Origin of the sequence: Streptomyces sp. NPDC005202, from assembly GCF_040608235.1 — a bacterium.
Lineage (GTDB): Bacteria > Actinomycetota > Actinomycetes > Streptomycetales > Streptomycetaceae > Streptomyces.
Genome location: NZ_JBEXHW010000011.1, coordinates 43684 through 61387, shown reverse-complemented (window position 1 = coordinate 61387; position 17704 = coordinate 43684). Strand labels below are relative to the sequence as shown.

The window sequence follows — 17704 nt, the reverse complement described above, 5'->3', positions numbered from 1 at the left end:
CACGCTAGCGGCCCGGAATCGGGCAAACGGCTTGATCCGGGCGGTCGTTGGGGATCTTAGGGTGCGCTTAAGGAAGGGATCGGGGACGGTTAAAGGTCGAGACCAATTTGCCCGATCGGCGCCGCCGCACGGCCCCCCGGTGCCCGCGCCGCACGGGCGCCCGCCCGTCCAGCTGGATCCAGATCCGCACCTCCGTGCCGCCGAGCACCGACGAGCCGATCCGGACGTCCCCGCCCGTCGACTCCGCGAGGCGGCGCACGATGTCCAGGCCGAGCCCCGTGGAGCCGTCGGTGCCGGAGCCGCGGCCGCGCGCCATCGCCGCCTCGGGGTCCGGTATGCCCGGGCCCGCGTCGGAGACCAGCACGATCACCGCGTCCTCGCCGTTGTGCACGTCGACCGCGAAGGCCGTGCCCTCGGGGGTGTGCCGGAAGACGTTGCCGAGCAGGGCGTCCAGCGCTGCGGCCAGGTCGGCGCGGGCCACGGGTATGCGCACCGGCCGCTCCACCCCGGCCACCCTCCACTTGCGGCCCTCGTCCTCGGCGAGCGCCGACCAGAACTCCATCCGCTCCCGGACGACTTCGGCCGCGTCGCACCCGGCACCCGGACCGGCGGCCGCTGTCTGTGGCTTGGCCTCCCGGGCCGTGCGGATGATCGTGTCGACCTCGCGCTCCAGCTGGGCGACCGCCGTCCGGGTCTGCTCGGCGGCCGGCCCGTCGCCGAGCGAGGCCGCGTTCAGCCGCAGTACGGTCAGGGGCGTGCGCAGCCGGTGGGACAGGTCGGCCGCCAACTCCCTTTCGTTCGCGAGCAGCTGGACGACCTGGTCGGCCATGGAGTTGAACGCGGCCGCCGCGAGCCGCAGTTCGGTCGGCCCCTCCTCGGGCACCCGCGCGCCCAGCTTCCCCTCCCCCAGTTCGTGAGCACCCTCGACGAGCCGCTGAGCGGGCTGCACCATCCGTACGCCCAGCCGGTCGGCGACGGCGACCGAGCCGACGATGAGCGCCACGCCGACCGCGGCGAGCACCGCCCAGGCCGTGCCGACGCCGTTGCTGACCTCGGCCTCGGGGACGTACACCTCGACGACCGCGATCGCGCCGGAGCTCAGCGCGACCGGCTGAAGCAGGGTGGAGCCGCCGGGCACCTCGGTGGTGGAGGCGCGGCCCAGCTTCCGCACGGTCGCGATGTCCTTGCCCGCGGCGCGGCTGCGCCCGATGTCGACGGCCTTGCCGTCGGCGGCCGGTATGTGCACGGCCATCCCCGCCCCCGGGCCCGCCGAGGCGACTACCCGCTCCAACTGGTCGCGGTCGGTGGTGATGGACAGCGCCGGGGCGACCGCCGCGGCCTGGCGCTCGGCGTTGGAGAAGGCGCGGTCCCGGGCCATCTCCTTGATGACCAGACCCAGCGGGACCGCGAAGGCGACCACGACCATGGTGGTGACCGCCAGGCAGACCTTGACCAGTGCCCATCTCATCGCGGCGGCTCCGCCCCGGGCGGCGCCAGCTTCACACCGACGCCCCGCAGGGTGTGCAGATAGCGGGGCCGGGCGGCGGTCTCGCCCAACTTCCGCCGCAGCCACGACAGATGGACGTCGATGGTCTGGTCGTCGCCGTACGACTGCTGCCACACCTCCGCCAGCAGCTCCTTGCGCGGGACGACGACGCCGGGCCGGCCGGCCAGGAAGGCGAGCAGGTCGAACTCACGGCGCGTGAGGTCCAGCCGTACGCCGTCCAACTCGGCCTCGCGGCGCAGCGGGTCCACGGTCAGGCCGCCGACGCGGATGACGGTGGACGGCGGGGCGTCCCCGGCGCCGGAGCGGGCCCGGCGCAGTACGGCGGCGATGCGCGCGGACAGGTGCTCGACCGAGAACGGCTTGGTCAGGTAGTCGTCCGCCCCGTCGTTGAGCAGCCGGACGATCTCCGCCTCGTCGTCCCGCGCGGTGGCGATGATCACCGGGACGTCCGTGATGCCGCGCAGCATCTTCAGGGCCTCGGAGCCGTCCAGGTCGGGCAGTCCGAGGTCCAGGATGACCACGTCGAAATGGAGATGGGCGACCTCGCGCAGCGCCTCCAGTGCCGTACCGACGCTGCGCACGGTGTGCGAGGCGTCGGTCAGATGCCGGATGAGCGCCGAGCGTACGAACTGGTCGTCCTCGACCACGAGCACACGTGCCATGCGCCGCACCGTACGCCATGCGGGCGGGCCGGGTCCGGGCCTGTGGACAACTTCCCCGGGACTCGGTTGGGGCGACACCAGTGGGACTGGTAGGGCAATATGGCCGCGATGCGCAGAGGACTCGTACACGTACTGGCCTGGTCGCTCGCCACGGGCGCGGCGGTCACGCTGTCGTGGTGGGGCGTCCACACGGTGATGGCGGGCACGGCCTACGACCCGCCCCGCGCCCTGCCCATCACGGCGGCCGGTGCGACCGCGCAGGAGTCGGAACCGCTGGCCTCCTCCACCCACCGGCCGGCCCCGTCGAAGAGCCCGTCGGCGAAACCGAGCGGGACGCCCCGCAAGCCGGCCCCCACCCCGTCGAAGCCGGCGCCGACCGCGAGCCCCAGCCCGTCCCCCACCACTTCCGGCCAGGTCAAGAGCTACGACACGGCCGGTGGCCGGGTCGTCTTCGACCTCCGCCGGACCTCCGCGTCCCTCGTCTCGGCGACGCCGGGCACGGGCTGGTCGATGCAGGTGTGGAAGACGGAGACCTGGATCCGCGTGGAGTTCACCTCGGGCGCGAACCGGGTGTCGGTGATCTGCACCTGGCACGACGGACCGCCTCACGTGGAGGTGGGCAACTACTAGGGCGTGTCTGATATTTGCGTCGGATCAGCCGCGGGCCCGGCGGGAATTGTCAGACAGGTCCCAGGGCCGGAAGTCCCGGTCAGCGGAACACGGAAGGCGGCGGGGCCGGTGACGCGACGGCGGCGGCGTCCGTCACGGGTGCGGCGCCGCCGGTGAAGTCGGTGAGTGCCCGGCCGTGCTCGACGCGGCCCGGATGCGGGTCGGAGGCGGCCCGGCGGGTCAGTTCGGCGACCGGCAGCGGAAGGTCGGAGGCGACGAGCACCGCGTTGCCGAAGCGCTTGCCGCGCAGCACGGCCGGGTCGGCGACCAGCGCGAGCTCGGGGAACCGGGCGGCGGCGGTGGCGATCTGGCCGCGCAGATGGGCGAGCGGCGGCCCGTCGGCGAGGTTGGCGGCGAAGACACCGCCCGGTTTCAGGGCCCCGCGCACCTCGTCGAGGAACTCCGTCGACGTGAGGTGGGCGGGCGTACGGGCTTTGCTGAACACATCCGCGATGACGAGGTCGGCCCACCCGTCCGGCACCTTGGCCAGTCCCTCCCGGGCGTCCACCGACCGCACCCGGATCCGGGCGTTCGGATCCAACGGCAGCTCCCGGCGCACCAGTTGCACGAGGCTCGCGTCCCACTCGACGACCTGCTGGGTGGACCGGGGTCGCGTGGCGGCGACGTACCGCGCGAGTGTGAGCGCCCCACCGCCGAGGTGCACGGCGTGGATCGGCTTCCCGAAGGGGGCGGCGAGATCGATGACGTGCCCGAGCCGCCGCTGGTACTCGAAGGAGAGATACGCCGGGTCGTCGAGATCGACGTGCGACTGCGGAGCCCCGTCGATCAACAGCGTCCAGCCCCGCGCCCGCTCCCGATCGGGTACGAGCTGAGCCAGCCCCCCGTCGACCTGCTCGACGACGGCCTCGCCGGCTCCACGCCCACGCCGGGGGTTCCTGGACTTTCCCATTCGGCCATTATGCGGAGGTGCGGTCGGCCCCGCCCTCGCGGGCCGTGACGGCAACCCCGGCACCGGACGCCGGGAGGCCGTGACGGCAACCCCGGCACCGGACGCCGGGACGGCCGAGGTCAGCAGCAGCTGTCCGCGGCCTCGATCGTCCGTGCCGCCTCCCCCAACGCCCGCCGCAGCACCACCGGGTCCGTCGCGGGGTCGGCCTCCCCGGGCGGCACCAGCCAGTCCGACCCCTCCACCGGCGGCTCCGGAGCCAGCCGGAGCCCCCGCCCGTCGGTCTCCGTGCACGTACTCCCGGGCACGTCCCACTCCGCAGCCGTCCCAGCCGGCACCACGAACCCCAGCGTGTCCCCGCCGTCGTCGTGCAGCACGGGCCCCACCGCGTCCCCCGTCCCCCGGCGCAGAATGTCGAACGCCTCCAGCCCATGCCGCGCCGGTACCGTCACCAGGTCGCACGCGGCCTCCGCTCGCGGCGGCTCGCTGCACTCCGGGGCCGGCGCGTGCCCCGCCGTCACCGGCGGCGTACAACGATCGATGCTCTGGCTGGTCTCCATCCCGGCCTCCACCACGGAACCCTCCTCGTGAGCGAGCGGGTCGGGAGTCGGGTGGCTCCCGGTCCACAGGGTTCAACGCCCCGGGCGCGTCAACGGCTACGGCGGAATTCCGCCGCAAAGGATGGCAGTTCATGGCAGATCCTGGGTGAGATATCCGGTTTGTAGCCGAACACTGCGTGGCGGACCGGACACAGCAGGTACGTTCTTGCTCGCCGGAAACAGGGCGCCACTCGGACAACCCACCCTGAACCCGGCACGGTTCGACGGTTCGCACGAGAGGGCCCGGCCATGGCGTCGTCAACGGTGACCTCGTCTCAGTCCCCCCAGCCACCGCGGCCGAATCCCGCCTTCCGGCGACTGCGCGGTCAGCGCTCGCCGGCGGAGTTCGCCGCGGCGGTGCGGCGGGCCGCCCGCGAGATCGGTGAGCGGGTCAGCTGTGACGCGCGCTACATCGGCCGGGTCGAGGCGGGCGAGATCCGCTGCCCCAACTACGCCTACGAACGGGTGTTCCTGCACATGTTCCCCGGCCGGACGCTCGCCGACCTGGGGTTCGCACCCCGCTCGTCCGTCCGCGGACGCGGGGCGCGCTCCCCCGAGGACGCGCCCCCCTCGTGCACCACAAGCCCGGCATATGCCCCGCATGAAACAGGGGGAGCTCACCACCCATATGACCCGCAGGACCCGTACCACCCGCACGAAGACCACGAGGAGAGCGACGTGCTGCGTCGCGCATTCATGACCCGCGGGGGCGCCACGATGGCCGCCGCCTCGCTGGGCCCCCTGGGGCTCGCCTTCGACGCGTCGGCCGCGGACCGTCCCGTCCGCCGCCCCGGGGCGAGCGAGGCGGGCGCCCTCGAAGAGGCCGTCCGCAGGATCCGGTTGCTCGACGACCGGCACGGCGCGGACGGTCTCTACCGGCGCGCGGCGACTCCGCTGCGCGCCGCGTACGCGCTGCTCGATGCCGGCGCGACCCGGCAGACGACCGCCGACCGGCTGCACGCGGGCGCCGGTGAACTGGCCATCTCCGTCGGCTGGCTGGCACACGACTCGGGGCGCTTCGACGACGCCCGCTCGCACTACGCGGAGGCGCTGGCGACCGCGCGGATGACCGGGGACGCGGCCCTTGAGGCGCACGCGTTCTGCAACTCGGCGTTCCTCGCGCGGGATGCGGGGCGGCCGCGGGAGGCGTTGCGGGCGGCGCAGGCCGCGCAGCGCGTCGGGCGCGGACTGAGCTCCGCGCGCCTGATGTCGCTGCTCGCGCTGCGGGAGGCGGGCGGCTGGGCGGGACTCGCCGACCGCACCGGCTGCGCACAGGCGCTCGCCCGTGCGCACGCGCTCTTCGAGAGGGGGCCCTCGGACGCCGACCCCGAGTGGATGAGCTTCTACGGCGAGGCCGAGCTGGAGGGGCTGGAGGCGCAGTGCTGGTCGACGCTGGGCGACTGGACGCGGGCCGCCCGGCACGCGCGGCGGGCCGCGCACCTCCAGGACCCGCACTTCACGCGGAACATCGCGCTGTACCAGGCCGAGTTGGCCGACGACCTCGCGCGCGGGGGGCGTCCCGACGAGGCCGCGGCGGCCGGTATGCGGGTGCTGGACCTGTTGGACCAGGTCCAGTCGTCCCGCGTCCAGACGATGCTGGCGGGGACGGCGCGGGTACTGCTGCCGCACCGGCGGGCGTCGGGGGTGTCGGCGTTCCTGGAGAGGCACGCTTCGGTGCCGCGTACGGCGTGAGGCAGCACCGGGCGCCCGTCGGCTAACCGGCCAGATGCCCCATGTCGTTCCAGCTCTCGATCGCCGGTTCGCCGTACGCCCAGCCCAGGATGGACAAGGACGTCGGATTGAGGCGTATCCGCGCCGCGAAGTCGATCGGCAGGCCCAGCCAGCGCGCGCCGATCGACCGCAGGATGTGCCCGTGGGCGAAGACCAGCACGTCGCGGTCCTCCGCGCGCGCCCAGGCCACCACCTCGTCCGCCCGCGCGGTCACCTCGGCGAGGGTCTCGCCCTCGGGAACGCCGTCCCGCCAGATGAGCCACCCCGGCCGCACGGCCCGGATCTCCTCCGGCGTCCGGCCCTCGTACGCGCCGTAGTTCCACTCCATGAGCGTGTCCCAGACCGTCGCACGGTCGCCGAAGCCGGCGAGCTCGCACGTCTCACGCGCGCGTGCCAGCGGGCTGGTGCGGACCTCGACCCCGGGCAGGCCGTCGAACGGCGCCCGGTGCAGCCGCTCGCCGAGCAGCTTCGCGCCGCGCCGGCCCTCCTCCAGGAGAGGAACGTCGGTCCTGCCGGTGTGCCTTCCGGACAGCGACCACTCCGTCTGTCCGTGCCGGGCCAGCAGGATGCGCGGTGCCATGAGGAGCCTTTCCGGGAGAAAGAGAAATCGGGGGCCGGAACTCCTCCATCATCGCGCACGCTGTGCATGGGCAACCCGGTGGGCGATCTCTGCGTCTTTGAGGGCCGAGGGCGCTCCACGAGGGTTGGGCATACACCGTAAAGTGACACGACCGACCGGACACCACCAGGCGCCGCAACGACAAGAAGGGGGAGGGGCATCGGATGCCGCAGACCGAGGCACCGCGCATCGAGGCGGCCCCACGGACCCGGCTGCGCTGGTGGACCGAGCTGCCGCTGATCCTGCTGGTGTACGCCTGCTACTCGGCGGGCCGGCTCCTCGCCCGCGGTGACGTCTCCAGAGCCGTCGACCACGGCCTGGCGATCCTGCGCGTCGAGAAGCTGCTGCACCTCAATGCCGAACACCCCCTCAACCGCCTCTTCACGCGTGAGGCCTGGCTCGGCGTCCCGGCCGACTTCTGGTACGCGTCGCTGCACTACCTGGTGACGCCCGCGATCCTGGTCTGGCTGTTCAGAGCGCGCACCGCGCACTACCGCGCGGCCCGCACCTGGCTGATGACGTCCACCTTCATCGGCCTGATCGGCTTCACCCTGCTGCCGACCTGCCCGCCCCGCCTGCTCACGGCGGGCCACGGCTTCGTGGACACGATGGCCCAGTACAGCTCGTACGGCTGGTGGGGCGGCCAGGCCAGCGCCCCGCGGGGCCTGGGCGGCATGACGAACCAGTACGCGGCCATGCCGAGCCTGCACGTGGGCTGGGCGCTGTGGTGCGGAGTGATGCTGTGGCGCTACGGCGGCACGCGCACGGCGAAGGCCACGGGCGTCGCCTATCCGCTGCTGACCGCGCTCGTGGTGATGGGCACCGCGAACCACTACTTCCTGGACGCGGTGGCGGGCGTTGCCGTGATGGGGGGCGGGCTGCTGCTCGCGCCGTTCGTGATGCGCCGCGCGGACCGGATCGGGGCGGCGCTGGCGGACCGGGTCCCGGCGGTCACGGGGCTCTCTCGTGGCGCAGGTTCACCCGTTGTCAGTGGTGGATGCCAGACTTCGGCGGGTGAGCGAATTCCACGGCAGCGGAAAGCACGGTTCGGTCCCGGAGCCGAGCCGGGTGCCTCTCCCGCGGACGCGGGGGACGGCGCTCCGGGTTGGGGTCTCCCCTCCTCGAGCGAAGCCGAGAGCTTGGGGAAGGCTCGCTGAGCTGCGCGGACCCGGCGTACCGGCCAGGGCGCTGGACGCCCGCGCCCTCGCGGCGCTGGCCGCGAACCCCGGCTGCATGCGGCGCGCGATCCTGGACGGCGCGGGGGTGGACAAGGCGACGCTGGCGAGCGCGCTGGGTGCGCCGTCCGCCTTCGGGCAGTCGCAGTTCGCCTTCATGCGGGGCAACGCGTTCGAGGCGCGGGTCAAGGCGGACGGCGGCGCGGAGCTGCTGCGACTGGTGCACCAGAAGCTGGACCCCGGCGCCGAGCCGCCGCAGGAGGCCCACGTCCCCGACCTGACCGCCGTCGGCCCCGAGGGGCGCGCGGCGCGTACGGCGCTGGCGCTGCGCGAGGCCACAGGGGCGGGCACCTGGACGCTGCTCGACCACCCGATGCTGGCGCTGGACGTGGCGGGCTCCCCCGCCTTCCTGGAGCCGGACGCGGTGGTGGTGCACCCGGACGGCAGCTGGACGGTCGTGGAGATCAAGTCCTTCCCGATGCTGGACGGTTCCGCGGACCCGTCGAAGGTGGGCGCGGCCGCGCGACAGGCGGCGGTCTACGTGCTGGCCCTGGAGGACGTCGCCGTGCACATGGACCCCGCCCCGCGCGTGCGGCACCGGGTCCTGCTCGTGTGCCCCAAGGACTTCTCCAACCTCCCCACCGCCGCCGCCGTCGACGTTCGCAAGCAGCGCGCGGTGACGGCCCGCCAGCTGACACGCCTGACGCGCATCGAGGACATCGCCGACGCCCTTCCCGAGGGCGTCTGCTTCTCCCCCGAGCTGCCCGCCGAGGAGCTGACGGCCGCGGTCGAGGCGGTCCCGGCGACGTACGCGCCCGAGTGCCTGACCGCGTGCGAGCTGGCCTTCCACTGCCGCGAGCGGTCCCGCGCGGCCGGCGCGGTGACCTCCCTCGGCCGCTCCGTCCGCGCCGAACTGGGCGGCCTGACCACGGTCGAGGACGTCCTGGCGGCGGCCCACGGTGAGGTGGGCGACCCGGACGATCCGGCGGTGGCGGCCCTGCGGCGGGCGGCCGCACTGCGGGCGGAGGCGCTGGCATCCGCCGGACGGGGAACGCCGGGCGACACCGGCCCGGAGGCACCGAGCTCGGTTCACCAGGGCGCCCTTCGGGCCGGTCAGGAGGTGACCCCTTGTCGCTGATCGACACCCTCGGCCGTATGGAGGCCGTGCGGGCCGGGCGTGCCCAGCCCGCCGCGACCGTCCGGCACCGGCATCTGTCCGAGCGGCCCCTGGTCTTCGTGCCGCTCACCACCGCCGGTGAGGCGGGCGCCCCGCTCGGCGCGCTCGTCGGCACGGAGCGGGACGCGCCCCGGCTGCTCGTCGTACCGCAGCCGCGCGACCGGGACCTCAGGTTCGCGTTCCTCGCCGAACTGGCCGACGTCGTCCTGCCGTACATCGACGGATACGCGGACGTCGTCGAGGCCGCCGAGCGCACCGAGACCGATCCGGAGACCGGCAAGCGGGTCAAGGTCGAGGTCGAACTGTGTGCGGACGCGCCCCAGTTGATCGTGCCGAGCCGCGCGGGCATCGACTTCGTACGGCTGCTCGGGCGCTCCATGCGCTTCCGGCGCACCGCCGAACAGGACCCGGAGGACCCGCACCCGGCCCCGCCCCGGGTGCCGTTGCTCGGGCGGTGGCTGACCCACTTCGGGGAGCGGGCCCGGGTTCCCGGCTCCTCGCTGCTGCTGGCCCTGACCGACCTCCTGGCCCGGCACTGGACCACGGGACAGTCCAGCTTGGAGGATCAGCACCTCGGGGCGCTGCTGGCGTGGATCGACCCGCCGGAGGGCGTCTCCGGCGCCGAGGCCGCGCTGCGGGCCGAGCTCGCGCGGGACGCGGACGGCCAGTTGGTGTGCCCGCCCGCGGGCCCGGCCACCGACCCGGCGTTCGACAACAAGCTGCTCCCCCCCGCCGTCGAGCGCTACGACCGCGCGCGCACCGCCCTCGCCGCCGCCGAGGACGGCCTGGAGGCGGACGACCGGCTCGGCGCCCTCACCGCGGCCGAACAGGAGATCCGTGCCCTCGTCGAGAGCCGCACCCGCCCGACGTGGAACAAGGTGTGGGACGGCCTCGACCTGCTGCGGGCTCTGCCCGAGGGCGCGCACGTCGAGGAACGGTGGACGCGCGACCGCTGGTCGTTCACGGGCCACCGCGACCGCGTACTCGCCGGCGAGCCGCCGCAGCCGCGCCGCGACGACGCGGTCACCGCGGCGAACAAGCTGGCCACGCGCGAGCGTGAGCAGGCCCGGCTGGAGGCCCAGGAGGCCCTGGACGACCCGCTGGTCATGGCGGGGCGGCGGCTCGCCGGAGAGGCGTTCGCGGGCGAGGTCACGGACGTCGTCATGGCGTACAGCGAGGGCAAGCGGCCCAGCCCGCGCCCGCTGGTCACCGTGCGCACGGACGACCGGCCGCACCTGGACGAGCGGGCCAGGGTGTACCGGTCGCTGGGCGGGAAGCCGCAGGCCGCCGAGTTCGTGGGGTACGAGGAGTTCGTGGGGTACGAGGAGTTCGTGGGGTACGAGGAGTTCGTGGGGTACGAGGAGGACGACGGCGAGGGTGTCCTCATCGTGCTGCGCGTCCTCGACAAGATGGGCCGCGGCAAGGAACCCGAGGCCGGGTCCGTGCCCGAGAAGGGCGACCGCGTCTGCTTCACGCTCTTCGAGCACGAGCAGCGCGGCGGAGCGAAGCTGCCCGAGCCGGAGGAGACGCCGTGGACGCACGGCGGCCCGCCGGGCGAGGCGACCGCGCCGGAGGCCGCCGACCCCGTGACCGAGGAGGACGTCCTGTGACCATCCGGGCCACGACCGAGGAGGGCGCCGCGGAGCACGGCTTCGATCCCAGTGCCGCGGCCGCCCGTGCCACCGACGCGATCCTGCGCGACACCCTGCACGGCCCGCACCGCGGTGTCGTCGTCGACTCCCCGCCCGGCGCCGGCAAGTCGACGCTCGTCGTCCGCGCGGCGCTCGAGCTGGCCGCCGCCGGGCGTCCGCTGATGGTGGTGGCGCAGACCAACGCCCAGGTCGACGACCTGGTCCTGCGGCTCGCCGAGAAGAACCCCGAGCTGCCCGTCGGCCGGCTGCACAGCAGCGATGCCGACCCGTACGACAAGGCGCTCGACGACCTGCCGAACGTACGGAAGTCGGCGAAGGCCGCCGACCTCGCCGGGCTCGACGTCGTGCTGTCGACCGCCGCCAAGTGGGCGCACGTGAAGGTCGACGAGCCCTGGCGGCACGCGATCGTCGACGAGGCGTACCAGATGCGCTCCGACGCGCTGCTCGCCGTGGCCGGGCTGTTCGAGCGGGCGCTGTTCGTCGGCGATCCGGGGCAGCTGGACCCGTTCGCGCTCGTCGGCAGCGAGCAGTGGGCGGGCCTGTCGTACGACCCGTCGGCCTCCGCCGTGACGACCCTGCTCGCGCACAACCCCGAGCTGCCGCAGCACCGGCTGCCGGTGTCCTGGCGGCTCCCGGCGTCCGCCGCACCGCTGGTCTCGGCCGCCTTCTACCCCTACACCCCCTTCCGCAGCGGCACCGGCCACGGCGACCGCCGGCTCGCCTTCGCCGTGCCGTCCGACGGCTCCGGCCCCGACCGGGTGATCGACGAGGCCGCCGAGTCCGGCTGGGGCCTGCTGGAGCTACCCGCGCGGCACACTCCGCGGACTGACCCGGAGGCGGTCCGGGCGGTGGCGACGGTCGTGCGACGGCTGCTGGAGCGCGGTGGAGCGGCCACCTCGGAGCTCCCCCAAGCTCTCGGCTCCGCTCGAGCAGGGGGGACCCCCATGCCGGATCCCGCTCCCCTGACCGCGGACCGGATCGCCGTCGGCACCGCGCACCGGGACCAGGCGGCGACCGTGCGGGTGGCGCTGGCGGAGCTGGGCGTCACGGACGTGACCGTGGACACCGCCAACCGGCTGCAGGGCCGGGAGTTCGACGTCACGGTGGTCCTGCACCCGCTCTCCGGCCGCCCCGACGCCACCGCCTTCCACCTGGAGACCGGCCGCCTGTGCGTGCTCGCCTCCCGGCACCGGCACGCCTGCATCGTGGTGTGCCGGGCGGGGGTGACCGAACTGCTGGACGACCACCCGTCGACCGAGCCGGTGCAGCTGGGGGTGACCGTGAAGTTCCCGGACGGCTGGGAGGCGAACCACGCGGTGCTGGCACATCTCGCGGAACACCGCGTGACCTGGCGACCGTGACCGGCACGCGGGCCGGCGCGCGGCGCCGGGAACATCGGGTGGTCCGGGATCCTTGAGAGCTCCCGGGTGCGCTCGGCCCGCCCCCCTTGCGCCTCCGCGAGACAATGGACGGTGGCCCTTCCACAAGGCGGCGCCATCCGAACCGTACGAGGAGGAGAAGACATGGCGGAGCCCACGCCGCGTCGCAACGAACCGCGGCTACGCCCCGCGCCCCTGCTCTTCGAGCCCGCCGAGGCGGCCGCCGACCCCGAGCACTTCTTCGACCTGGAGTCGATCGAGGACCCGCGGGCGCTGCTCGCGCGGGCGACGGAGCTGACGCACGCGTTCCGGGCGGCAACCGACCGCGCGGTGGAGTTCCAGGCGATCGCGGCGGCGCAGCTCGCCGACCCGCGGCGGTTCGACCGGCTGACCCCGGCGGACATCGCCGAGCGGGCGGACTGGACCGAGGACTACGCCAAGAAGATGGTGGAGTTCGGGCGGGACCTGCTGCGGGGCGTCGAGGGCAGCGGACACGGCAACCCCGCCGATCCCATGTGACATCCCATGTGACGCCGACCCCATGTGACGCGGGCGGCCCCATGTGACAAGGCGGGCCCCGTGCGCGAGGCCGGCCCGTGTGACAAGGCCACGTGCTGGCATATGCCGGCCGGGCAAGATACCCCCTCCCGCCCGTCCCTGTCCGGATTTCCCGCAACCCTGTGGAAGCGCACGCTCACGGCCGGTAGATCTATCCGTCATGAGCCGCACAGGAAACGAACCGTTCTTCGGCGACCACGTCGGTGACCGCCGGTCCGACGCCTCGGGTGTCACCTCGGACGGTGCCGCCTGGCTCGCCTCGGCGGGAACGCATCCCCGCAGCACGCTCGTCCTCTGGCGTGAGCGGCCGGACGCGCCGGTCGTCCTGCCCTGCGGCTCCCCCTTCGACGTCGTCAATGCGCCCGCGATCTTCGGTCGCCGGATGCTGGACCAGCTGTGGGACAAGGGCCCGGGCTCGGGCCCGGTGGCCGTCCACCGGGGGCGGATGCTGCTGTTCGCCGCGCCGGGCACCGCCCAGCGGCTGCCCTCGCTGCTGGAGTGGGAGGCGTGGGGCGCCCAGGGCAGGGAGGACGGCCGTACGGGCGACATCCCGCCGCTGCTGTGCCACGGCCACGGCGACGCGGTGACCCTTCCGGCGCTGGTCGGCGACACCTCCCCCGGCCGGTTCGCCTCCCGCTGGCTGGTCGCCCCGGACACCCGCCACCCCTGGCTGCCCGGGCCGGAGATCCTGCTGTGGGCGGCCGTGCGGGCGGCCCGGGACGCCGTGCGGATATCGATTTTTCCTCCCGCCGACCAGGATGCTAATGTCTAGGACGTCAGCAGGCGCCGCTAGCTCAGTTGGTTAGAGCAGCTGACTCTTAATCAGCGGGTCCGGGGTTCGAGTCCCTGGCGGCGCACGATGGCGATGGCGAGGTGTGTTCGCGGACAGCGCGAACCTCCTCGCCATCTCTGTTGTCGCGCGGCTTCGCCGCGCGTGGTGGAGGCTTCGCCACCCGCACCCCCTTCAGGTCGGGGGTGCGGTCGTGGGTTGAGAGGTTCCCCACGAGGTCAGCCCCCTCAGGTCCCCGTTGTGGGCGTGGGTCGAGAGGTGTCCGTGGGGGTCACCCGGGGGTGATCTTGACCGTGTACGCACCCGATGCCGTGAGGCCCTCCACCTCCACGCGGACATCGTCGTCCGGCACGGTGAAGGTCTCACCCACGGCGATCGGCGCGTCGGCGAGGGGTGGGTAGACCGAGTTCTCCCAGCAGGCCTGGGTGTGCGGATGGGCGTCGATCACCTCGATCGGGCCGCCGCCCGACTCCGCCCCGCTGCGCACCCGGTACACCAGCACCCCCTGCCGGCACCCGGCCACGTCGTTCCCGAGCGGCGCCCGCGCCTCGATGGCCAGCACGCTGTCGCTCCCGGTCCGCACCACCGCCAGCTTCGTCCCGTTCCCCATCCCGAACGCCGGCGCCCCCGCGGCGGCCACCGCCACCGCGCCCGCGCCCGTCGGCCCCGCCTCCACCGGCTCCAGCGTCAGGCGCGTGGTCCCGACCCCGCGCACGCATGTCACCTGCCGCGGCTCCAGCCACCCCAGCTTCCACTTGTGCCACGCGAGCAGATCCGGGGACAGTGCGAACTGGCTCCCCATCAGGTCCCAGTCCCCGACGTAGGTGTCCCAGTCACCCTTCCCGTCCACGGGCCGGTGGTACAGGTCCGGCAGGTCGAAGGCGTGCCCCGTCTCGTGCGCGAGCACCAGCCGGTCCGGCGGATGCCGCTCGAACACCGTCACCACCCGGTGGATGTCCGTACCGTCGGCCTGCAGCGGGGTGTCCAGGTTGACGACCTTCGTCGCGTCCGAGTCGACGCCGGGCGCGTCCGGGTCGGCCACGAAGTACACGACGTCGTACCGCGAGAAGTCGACCTCCGGGTCGGCCGCGGCGAGCGCGTCGCGCAGGTAGGCGGCCCGGTTCGCGGCGTTCCAGTCCCGGTGCATGGCGTACGCCGTGGACGGCCGCGGCATCCGGACCCAGTGCCGCAGCGGGTGCGGGCGCAGCGCGAACCTGCCGTAGGAGGCCTGTTCGAAGAACCGGCTGGTGGCCGGGAAGTGGTCGTCGGCGAGCTCGGCCGGTGTGGTGAGCGGGACCGAGTCCGGGAAGGACAGGAACACCATCACGGCGTCCAGCGACCGGGTCGGCCGCGCATAGGCGGCGTTCCAGGTGTCCAGTCCCTCCGAGTGGTGCGCGTCCGTCCGCTGCAGGGCGCAGGGCGCGGTCGAGAACGGTTCGGCGACCGACGGCCCGGTCAGGATCGAGGTCGCGGCGAGGGCCGACAGGGTGGTGAACACGGCCGCGGTGCTGCGCAGTCGGGGCCGTGCCCCTGCCCGGCCGAGCCCCTTGAGGGCCTCACGGCTGAGCACCTTCAGGGGGAGCTGACGCGGCACGGAGACCTCCGGGTGCGGTTCGCGGGGACACCGCACCCAGACTGTGCGAGTTTGTTGGGGTACGCCCTGTTTGTCTGCACCGGAAGGGTGAGAGGCCCGAGTTCACCGGGCAGGGAGCCGACACGGGTCCGGGGACCCGACACCCCCGGACCACTCACGGAACGTCACAAGTGGTCGGCCACCTGAAGAACCCGTCCAGGTGCGGGCAGAAACGATCTGCCACAGGGGCCGGTCGTTCCGGGAGACCGGTAAGTGGCTGGAAGGGTCCGGAGCCAGCATCTATGATCGGCACACTTTCCTGGCACTTTCCTGCGCGGACACGGGCCGGGCGGCCGCCCATCACCCGGCCGACCATCCCGACGAGACCGATACGAAGACCGAGTGCACTGCGGGAGCGAGCGGTGAGCGGAACGTCCGAAGGGCCGGCGCCCGCGGCAGACCCCGTTGGGCCGAACATCACAGAGAGTGACATTGCTGCGCCTCCGGGTACCGAGCCGGTCGCGTCCATGACCGGTGAGCGTGTCTCCGGCGCCGCCGCGTCGTCCGCGCCCGCGCCTGCGTCCGCGCCGACGGCACCGTCCCTCGCCCTCACCGAGTTGGCCGAGACCGCACCCGGACCCACACCTGTGGAGCACAGCACCCCTGCGGAGGGCATCACCCCTCCGGAGGCCCCCGCCCCACCGGACGCCACCACCCCTCCGGAGGCCCCCGCCCCACCGGACGCCACCACCCCTCCGGAGGCCCCCGCCCCACCGGACGCCACCACCCCTCCGGAGGCCCCCGCCCCACCGGACGCCATCACCCCTGCGGAGCACATCGCCCCCGCCGATCCGGACCGCCCTCTCCCCCCGCCCTTCCGGTCCGCCTTCTCCGCGGCGCCGCTCGCGATGGCCGTCGTCGACCGCGAGGGCCTGGTCGTCACCGCCAACGACACCCTCGGCGCGCTGCTCGGCTCCGGCCCGGACGCACTCGCCGGGCAGGTCGCCGCCGATCTGCTGGACCTGACGTGCGACACCCGCACCTGGCACGCCTACCGTGAGGTCCTCCGCGGCCGCCAGGCCAGACTGCGCTGCACCCGCCGCCTCAAACACCCCGACGGCCACTCCCTGTGGGTCCAGGTCACGGTCACGCCCCTGCCCCCCGAGTCCCAAGGGCTGCTGCTCTCCATCGCCGACATCAGCGCCCGGCGCGAACTCCTGGCCCGGCTGCGGCACTTGCAGATGCACGATCCGGTGACCCGGCTGCCCAACCGCACACTGTTCTTCGAGCGCCTGTCGGCCGCGCTGGAGGCGGAGTCGTGCGAACAGAGCGGGACCGGCCGGGTCGGCCTGTGCTATCTGGACCTCGACGGCTTCAAGGCGGTCAACGACACCCTCGGCCACCGCATCGGCGACCGGCTGCTCGCCGCCGTGGCCGAACGGCTGACCCGTTGCGCGGACGAGGCGGGCTACGGCCGGGCCAGCGCCCTGCTTGTGGCCAGGCTGGGCGGCGACGAGTTCGCGCTGCTGGTGGAGGACTCGACCGGTACCGAGCAACTGGCCGATCTCGCCGAGTCGGTACTGGAGGCCCTCCAGGCGCCGTTCGACATCTCCGGGCAGCGCCTGTCGGTGTCGGCGTCGATCGGCGTGGTCGAACGGCACGCGGCCGGGACGACGGCGACCGCGCTGATGCAGGCGGCCAACACGACCCTGTACTGGGCGAAGGCCGACGGCAAGGCCCGCTGGACCCTGTTCGACCCGGAACGCAACGCCCACCGCATGACCCGCCAGGCCCTCGCCTCCACGCTCCGACCCGCCATCGAACGCGGCGAGTTCACCCTGGAGTACCAGCCGCTGGTCGGCATGGAGGACGGGCGGCTGAGCGGGGTGGAGGCCCTCATCCGTTGGCGGCACCCGCAGTTCGGCATGCTGACGCCGAATCGGTTCATCGGATTGGCGGAGGAGGACGGCTCGATCGTGCCGCTCGGCCGCTGGGTGCTGACCACCGCCTGCCGCCAGGCCCGCCGCTGGCAGCTGGACCATCCGGACGAGCCGCCGCTCTTCGTGAGCGTCAACGTGGCGGTCCGTCAGGTGTGGGACTCCGACCTCGTCGCGGACGTCGCGCAGACCCTCGCGGAGACGGGCCTCGCACCCCATCTCCTGCAACTGGAGCTGACGGAGTCGGCGGTGATGGGCTCGGCGGGCCGCCCGCTCCGGGCATTGCAGGCGCTCAGCGACATGGGCGTGCGCATCGCCATCGACGACTTCGGCACGGGCTACTCGAACCTCGCCTACCTCAGCCGCCTTCCGGTGTCGGTGCTGAAGCTGGACGGCTCCTTCGTACGGGGCTTCCAATACGAGGAGCGGGACGGTACGGCGGTGCCCCCGAGCCCCGCCGACGAGGTCATCGTCGAGGCGATGATCCAGCTCGCCCATCGGCTCGGGCTGACCGTCACCGCCGAGTGCGTCGAGACGTCCCACCAGGCCAGCCGGCTGCGCCGGATCGGCTGCGACACCGGGCAGGGCTGGCTGTACTCGCGCCCGGTGCCGGCGGATCGCATCTCCGAGCTGCTGGACTCACCGAGCTGCCGTCGGCCCTGACCTGCCGGACCACCGAGCTGCCGTCGGCCCTGACCTGCCGGACCACCGAGCTGCCGTCGGCCCTGACCTGCCGGACCACCGAGCTGCCGTCGGCCCTGACCTGCCG

General features: G+C 73.6%; 15 protein-coding genes and 1 tRNA gene. 10 read left to right on the top strand and 6 right to left on the bottom strand.

What is annotated here, in order from left to right:
- Nucleotides 1-67: 67 nt before the first annotated feature.
- Complete coding sequence (locus ABZV31_RS18495) at nt 68-1468, bottom strand: HAMP domain-containing sensor histidine kinase (protein ID WP_355894751.1); 1401 nt, start codon at nt 1466-1468, stop codon at nt 68-70.
- Nucleotides 1465-2169: a response regulator transcription factor gene (locus ABZV31_RS18490; RefSeq protein WP_355894748.1), complete on the bottom strand. Its 705-nt coding sequence runs from the start codon at nt 2167-2169 to the stop codon at nt 1465-1467. The genes ABZV31_RS18495 and ABZV31_RS18490 overlap by 4 nt, the downstream gene beginning before the upstream one ends.
- A gap of 108 nt (nt 2170-2277) precedes the next feature.
- Between ABZV31_RS18490 and ABZV31_RS18485 the strand changes: the two genes are divergently transcribed.
- Entirely contained in the window at nt 2278-2799 is a 522-nt protein-coding gene (locus ABZV31_RS18485) for a hypothetical protein (RefSeq protein WP_355894746.1), read from the top strand.
- A gap of 79 nt (nt 2800-2878) precedes the next feature.
- Here the strand turns inward: ABZV31_RS18485 and ABZV31_RS18480 are convergent, their stop codons facing one another.
- Nucleotides 2879-3748, bottom strand: a complete 870-nt coding sequence (locus ABZV31_RS18480; protein WP_355894743.1) for a fused MFS/spermidine synthase — start codon at nt 3746-3748, stop codon at nt 2879-2881.
- Between the two features lie 119 nt (nt 3749-3867).
- The gene (locus ABZV31_RS18475) at nt 3868-4305 is read right to left on the bottom strand and encodes a hypothetical protein (RefSeq protein WP_355895030.1); all 438 of its coding nucleotides are present in this window, start codon (nt 4303-4305) and stop codon (nt 3868-3870) included.
- A 288-nt stretch (nt 4306-4593) separates the two neighbouring features.
- Here ABZV31_RS18475 and ABZV31_RS18470 point away from each other — a divergent pair, with 288 nt between their 5' ends.
- A complete protein-coding gene (locus tag ABZV31_RS18470) occupies nt 4594-6036 on the top strand; it encodes a hypothetical protein (protein WP_355894740.1) in 1443 nt (480 codons plus the stop codon).
- A 22-nt stretch (nt 6037-6058) separates the two neighbouring features.
- Here ABZV31_RS18470 and ABZV31_RS18465 read toward each other — a convergent pair whose 3' ends face one another.
- Nucleotides 6059-6655, bottom strand: coding sequence for a histidine phosphatase family protein (locus ABZV31_RS18465; RefSeq protein WP_355894738.1), 597 nt, complete (start codon nt 6653-6655; stop codon nt 6059-6061).
- 203 nt (nt 6656-6858) lie between these two features.
- On the opposite strand from ABZV31_RS18465, the gene ABZV31_RS18460 reads away from it, so the two are divergent.
- The 7 genes from ABZV31_RS18460 to ABZV31_RS18430 all read left to right on the top strand — a co-directional run bounded on the left by ABZV31_RS18460 (nt 6859) and on the right by ABZV31_RS18430 (nt 13492).
- Nucleotides 6859-7851, top strand: a complete 993-nt coding sequence (locus ABZV31_RS18460) for a phosphatase PAP2 family protein (protein WP_355894735.1) — start codon at nt 6859-6861, stop codon at nt 7849-7851.
- 76 nt (nt 7852-7927) lie between these two features.
- Entirely contained in the window at nt 7928-9007 is a 1080-nt protein-coding gene (locus ABZV31_RS18455) for a hypothetical protein (RefSeq protein ID WP_355894732.1), read from the top strand.
- A complete protein-coding gene (locus tag ABZV31_RS18450; protein WP_355894729.1) occupies nt 8998-10656 on the top strand; it encodes a hypothetical protein in 1659 nt (552 codons plus the stop codon). The genes ABZV31_RS18455 and ABZV31_RS18450 overlap by 10 nt, the downstream gene beginning before the upstream one ends.
- The gene (locus tag ABZV31_RS18445) at nt 10653-12059 is read left to right on the top strand and encodes an AAA family ATPase (RefSeq protein ID WP_355894727.1); all 1407 of its coding nucleotides are present in this window, start codon (nt 10653-10655) and stop codon (nt 12057-12059) included. The genes ABZV31_RS18450 and ABZV31_RS18445 overlap by 4 nt, the downstream gene beginning before the upstream one ends.
- A 162-nt stretch (nt 12060-12221) precedes the next feature.
- The gene (locus tag ABZV31_RS18440) at nt 12222-12596 is read left to right on the top strand and encodes a hypothetical protein (RefSeq protein ID WP_355894725.1); all 375 of its coding nucleotides are present in this window, start codon (nt 12222-12224) and stop codon (nt 12594-12596) included.
- A 199-nt stretch (nt 12597-12795) separates the two neighbouring features.
- On the top strand, nt 12796-13407 hold the full coding sequence (locus ABZV31_RS18435; protein WP_355894722.1) for a bifunctional DNA primase/polymerase: 612 nt from the start codon (nt 12796-12798) through the stop codon (nt 13405-13407).
- A gap of 11 nt (nt 13408-13418) precedes the next feature.
- A tRNA-Lys gene (locus ABZV31_RS18430) sits at nt 13419-13492 on the top strand.
- Nucleotides 13493-13696: 204 nt separating this feature from the next.
- On the opposite strand, the gene ABZV31_RS18425 is transcribed toward ABZV31_RS18430, so the two are convergent.
- The gene (locus tag ABZV31_RS18425) at nt 13697-15019 is read right to left on the bottom strand and encodes a M6 family metalloprotease domain-containing protein (RefSeq protein WP_355894720.1); all 1323 of its coding nucleotides are present in this window, start codon (nt 15017-15019) and stop codon (nt 13697-13699) included.
- 506 nt (nt 15020-15525) lie between these two features.
- On the opposite strand from ABZV31_RS18425, the gene ABZV31_RS18420 reads away from it, so the two are divergent.
- Nucleotides 15526-17598: an EAL domain-containing protein gene (locus ABZV31_RS18420; protein WP_355894717.1), complete on the top strand. Its 2073-nt coding sequence runs from the start codon at nt 15526-15528 to the stop codon at nt 17596-17598.
- Nucleotides 17599-17704 lie beyond the last annotated feature (106 nt).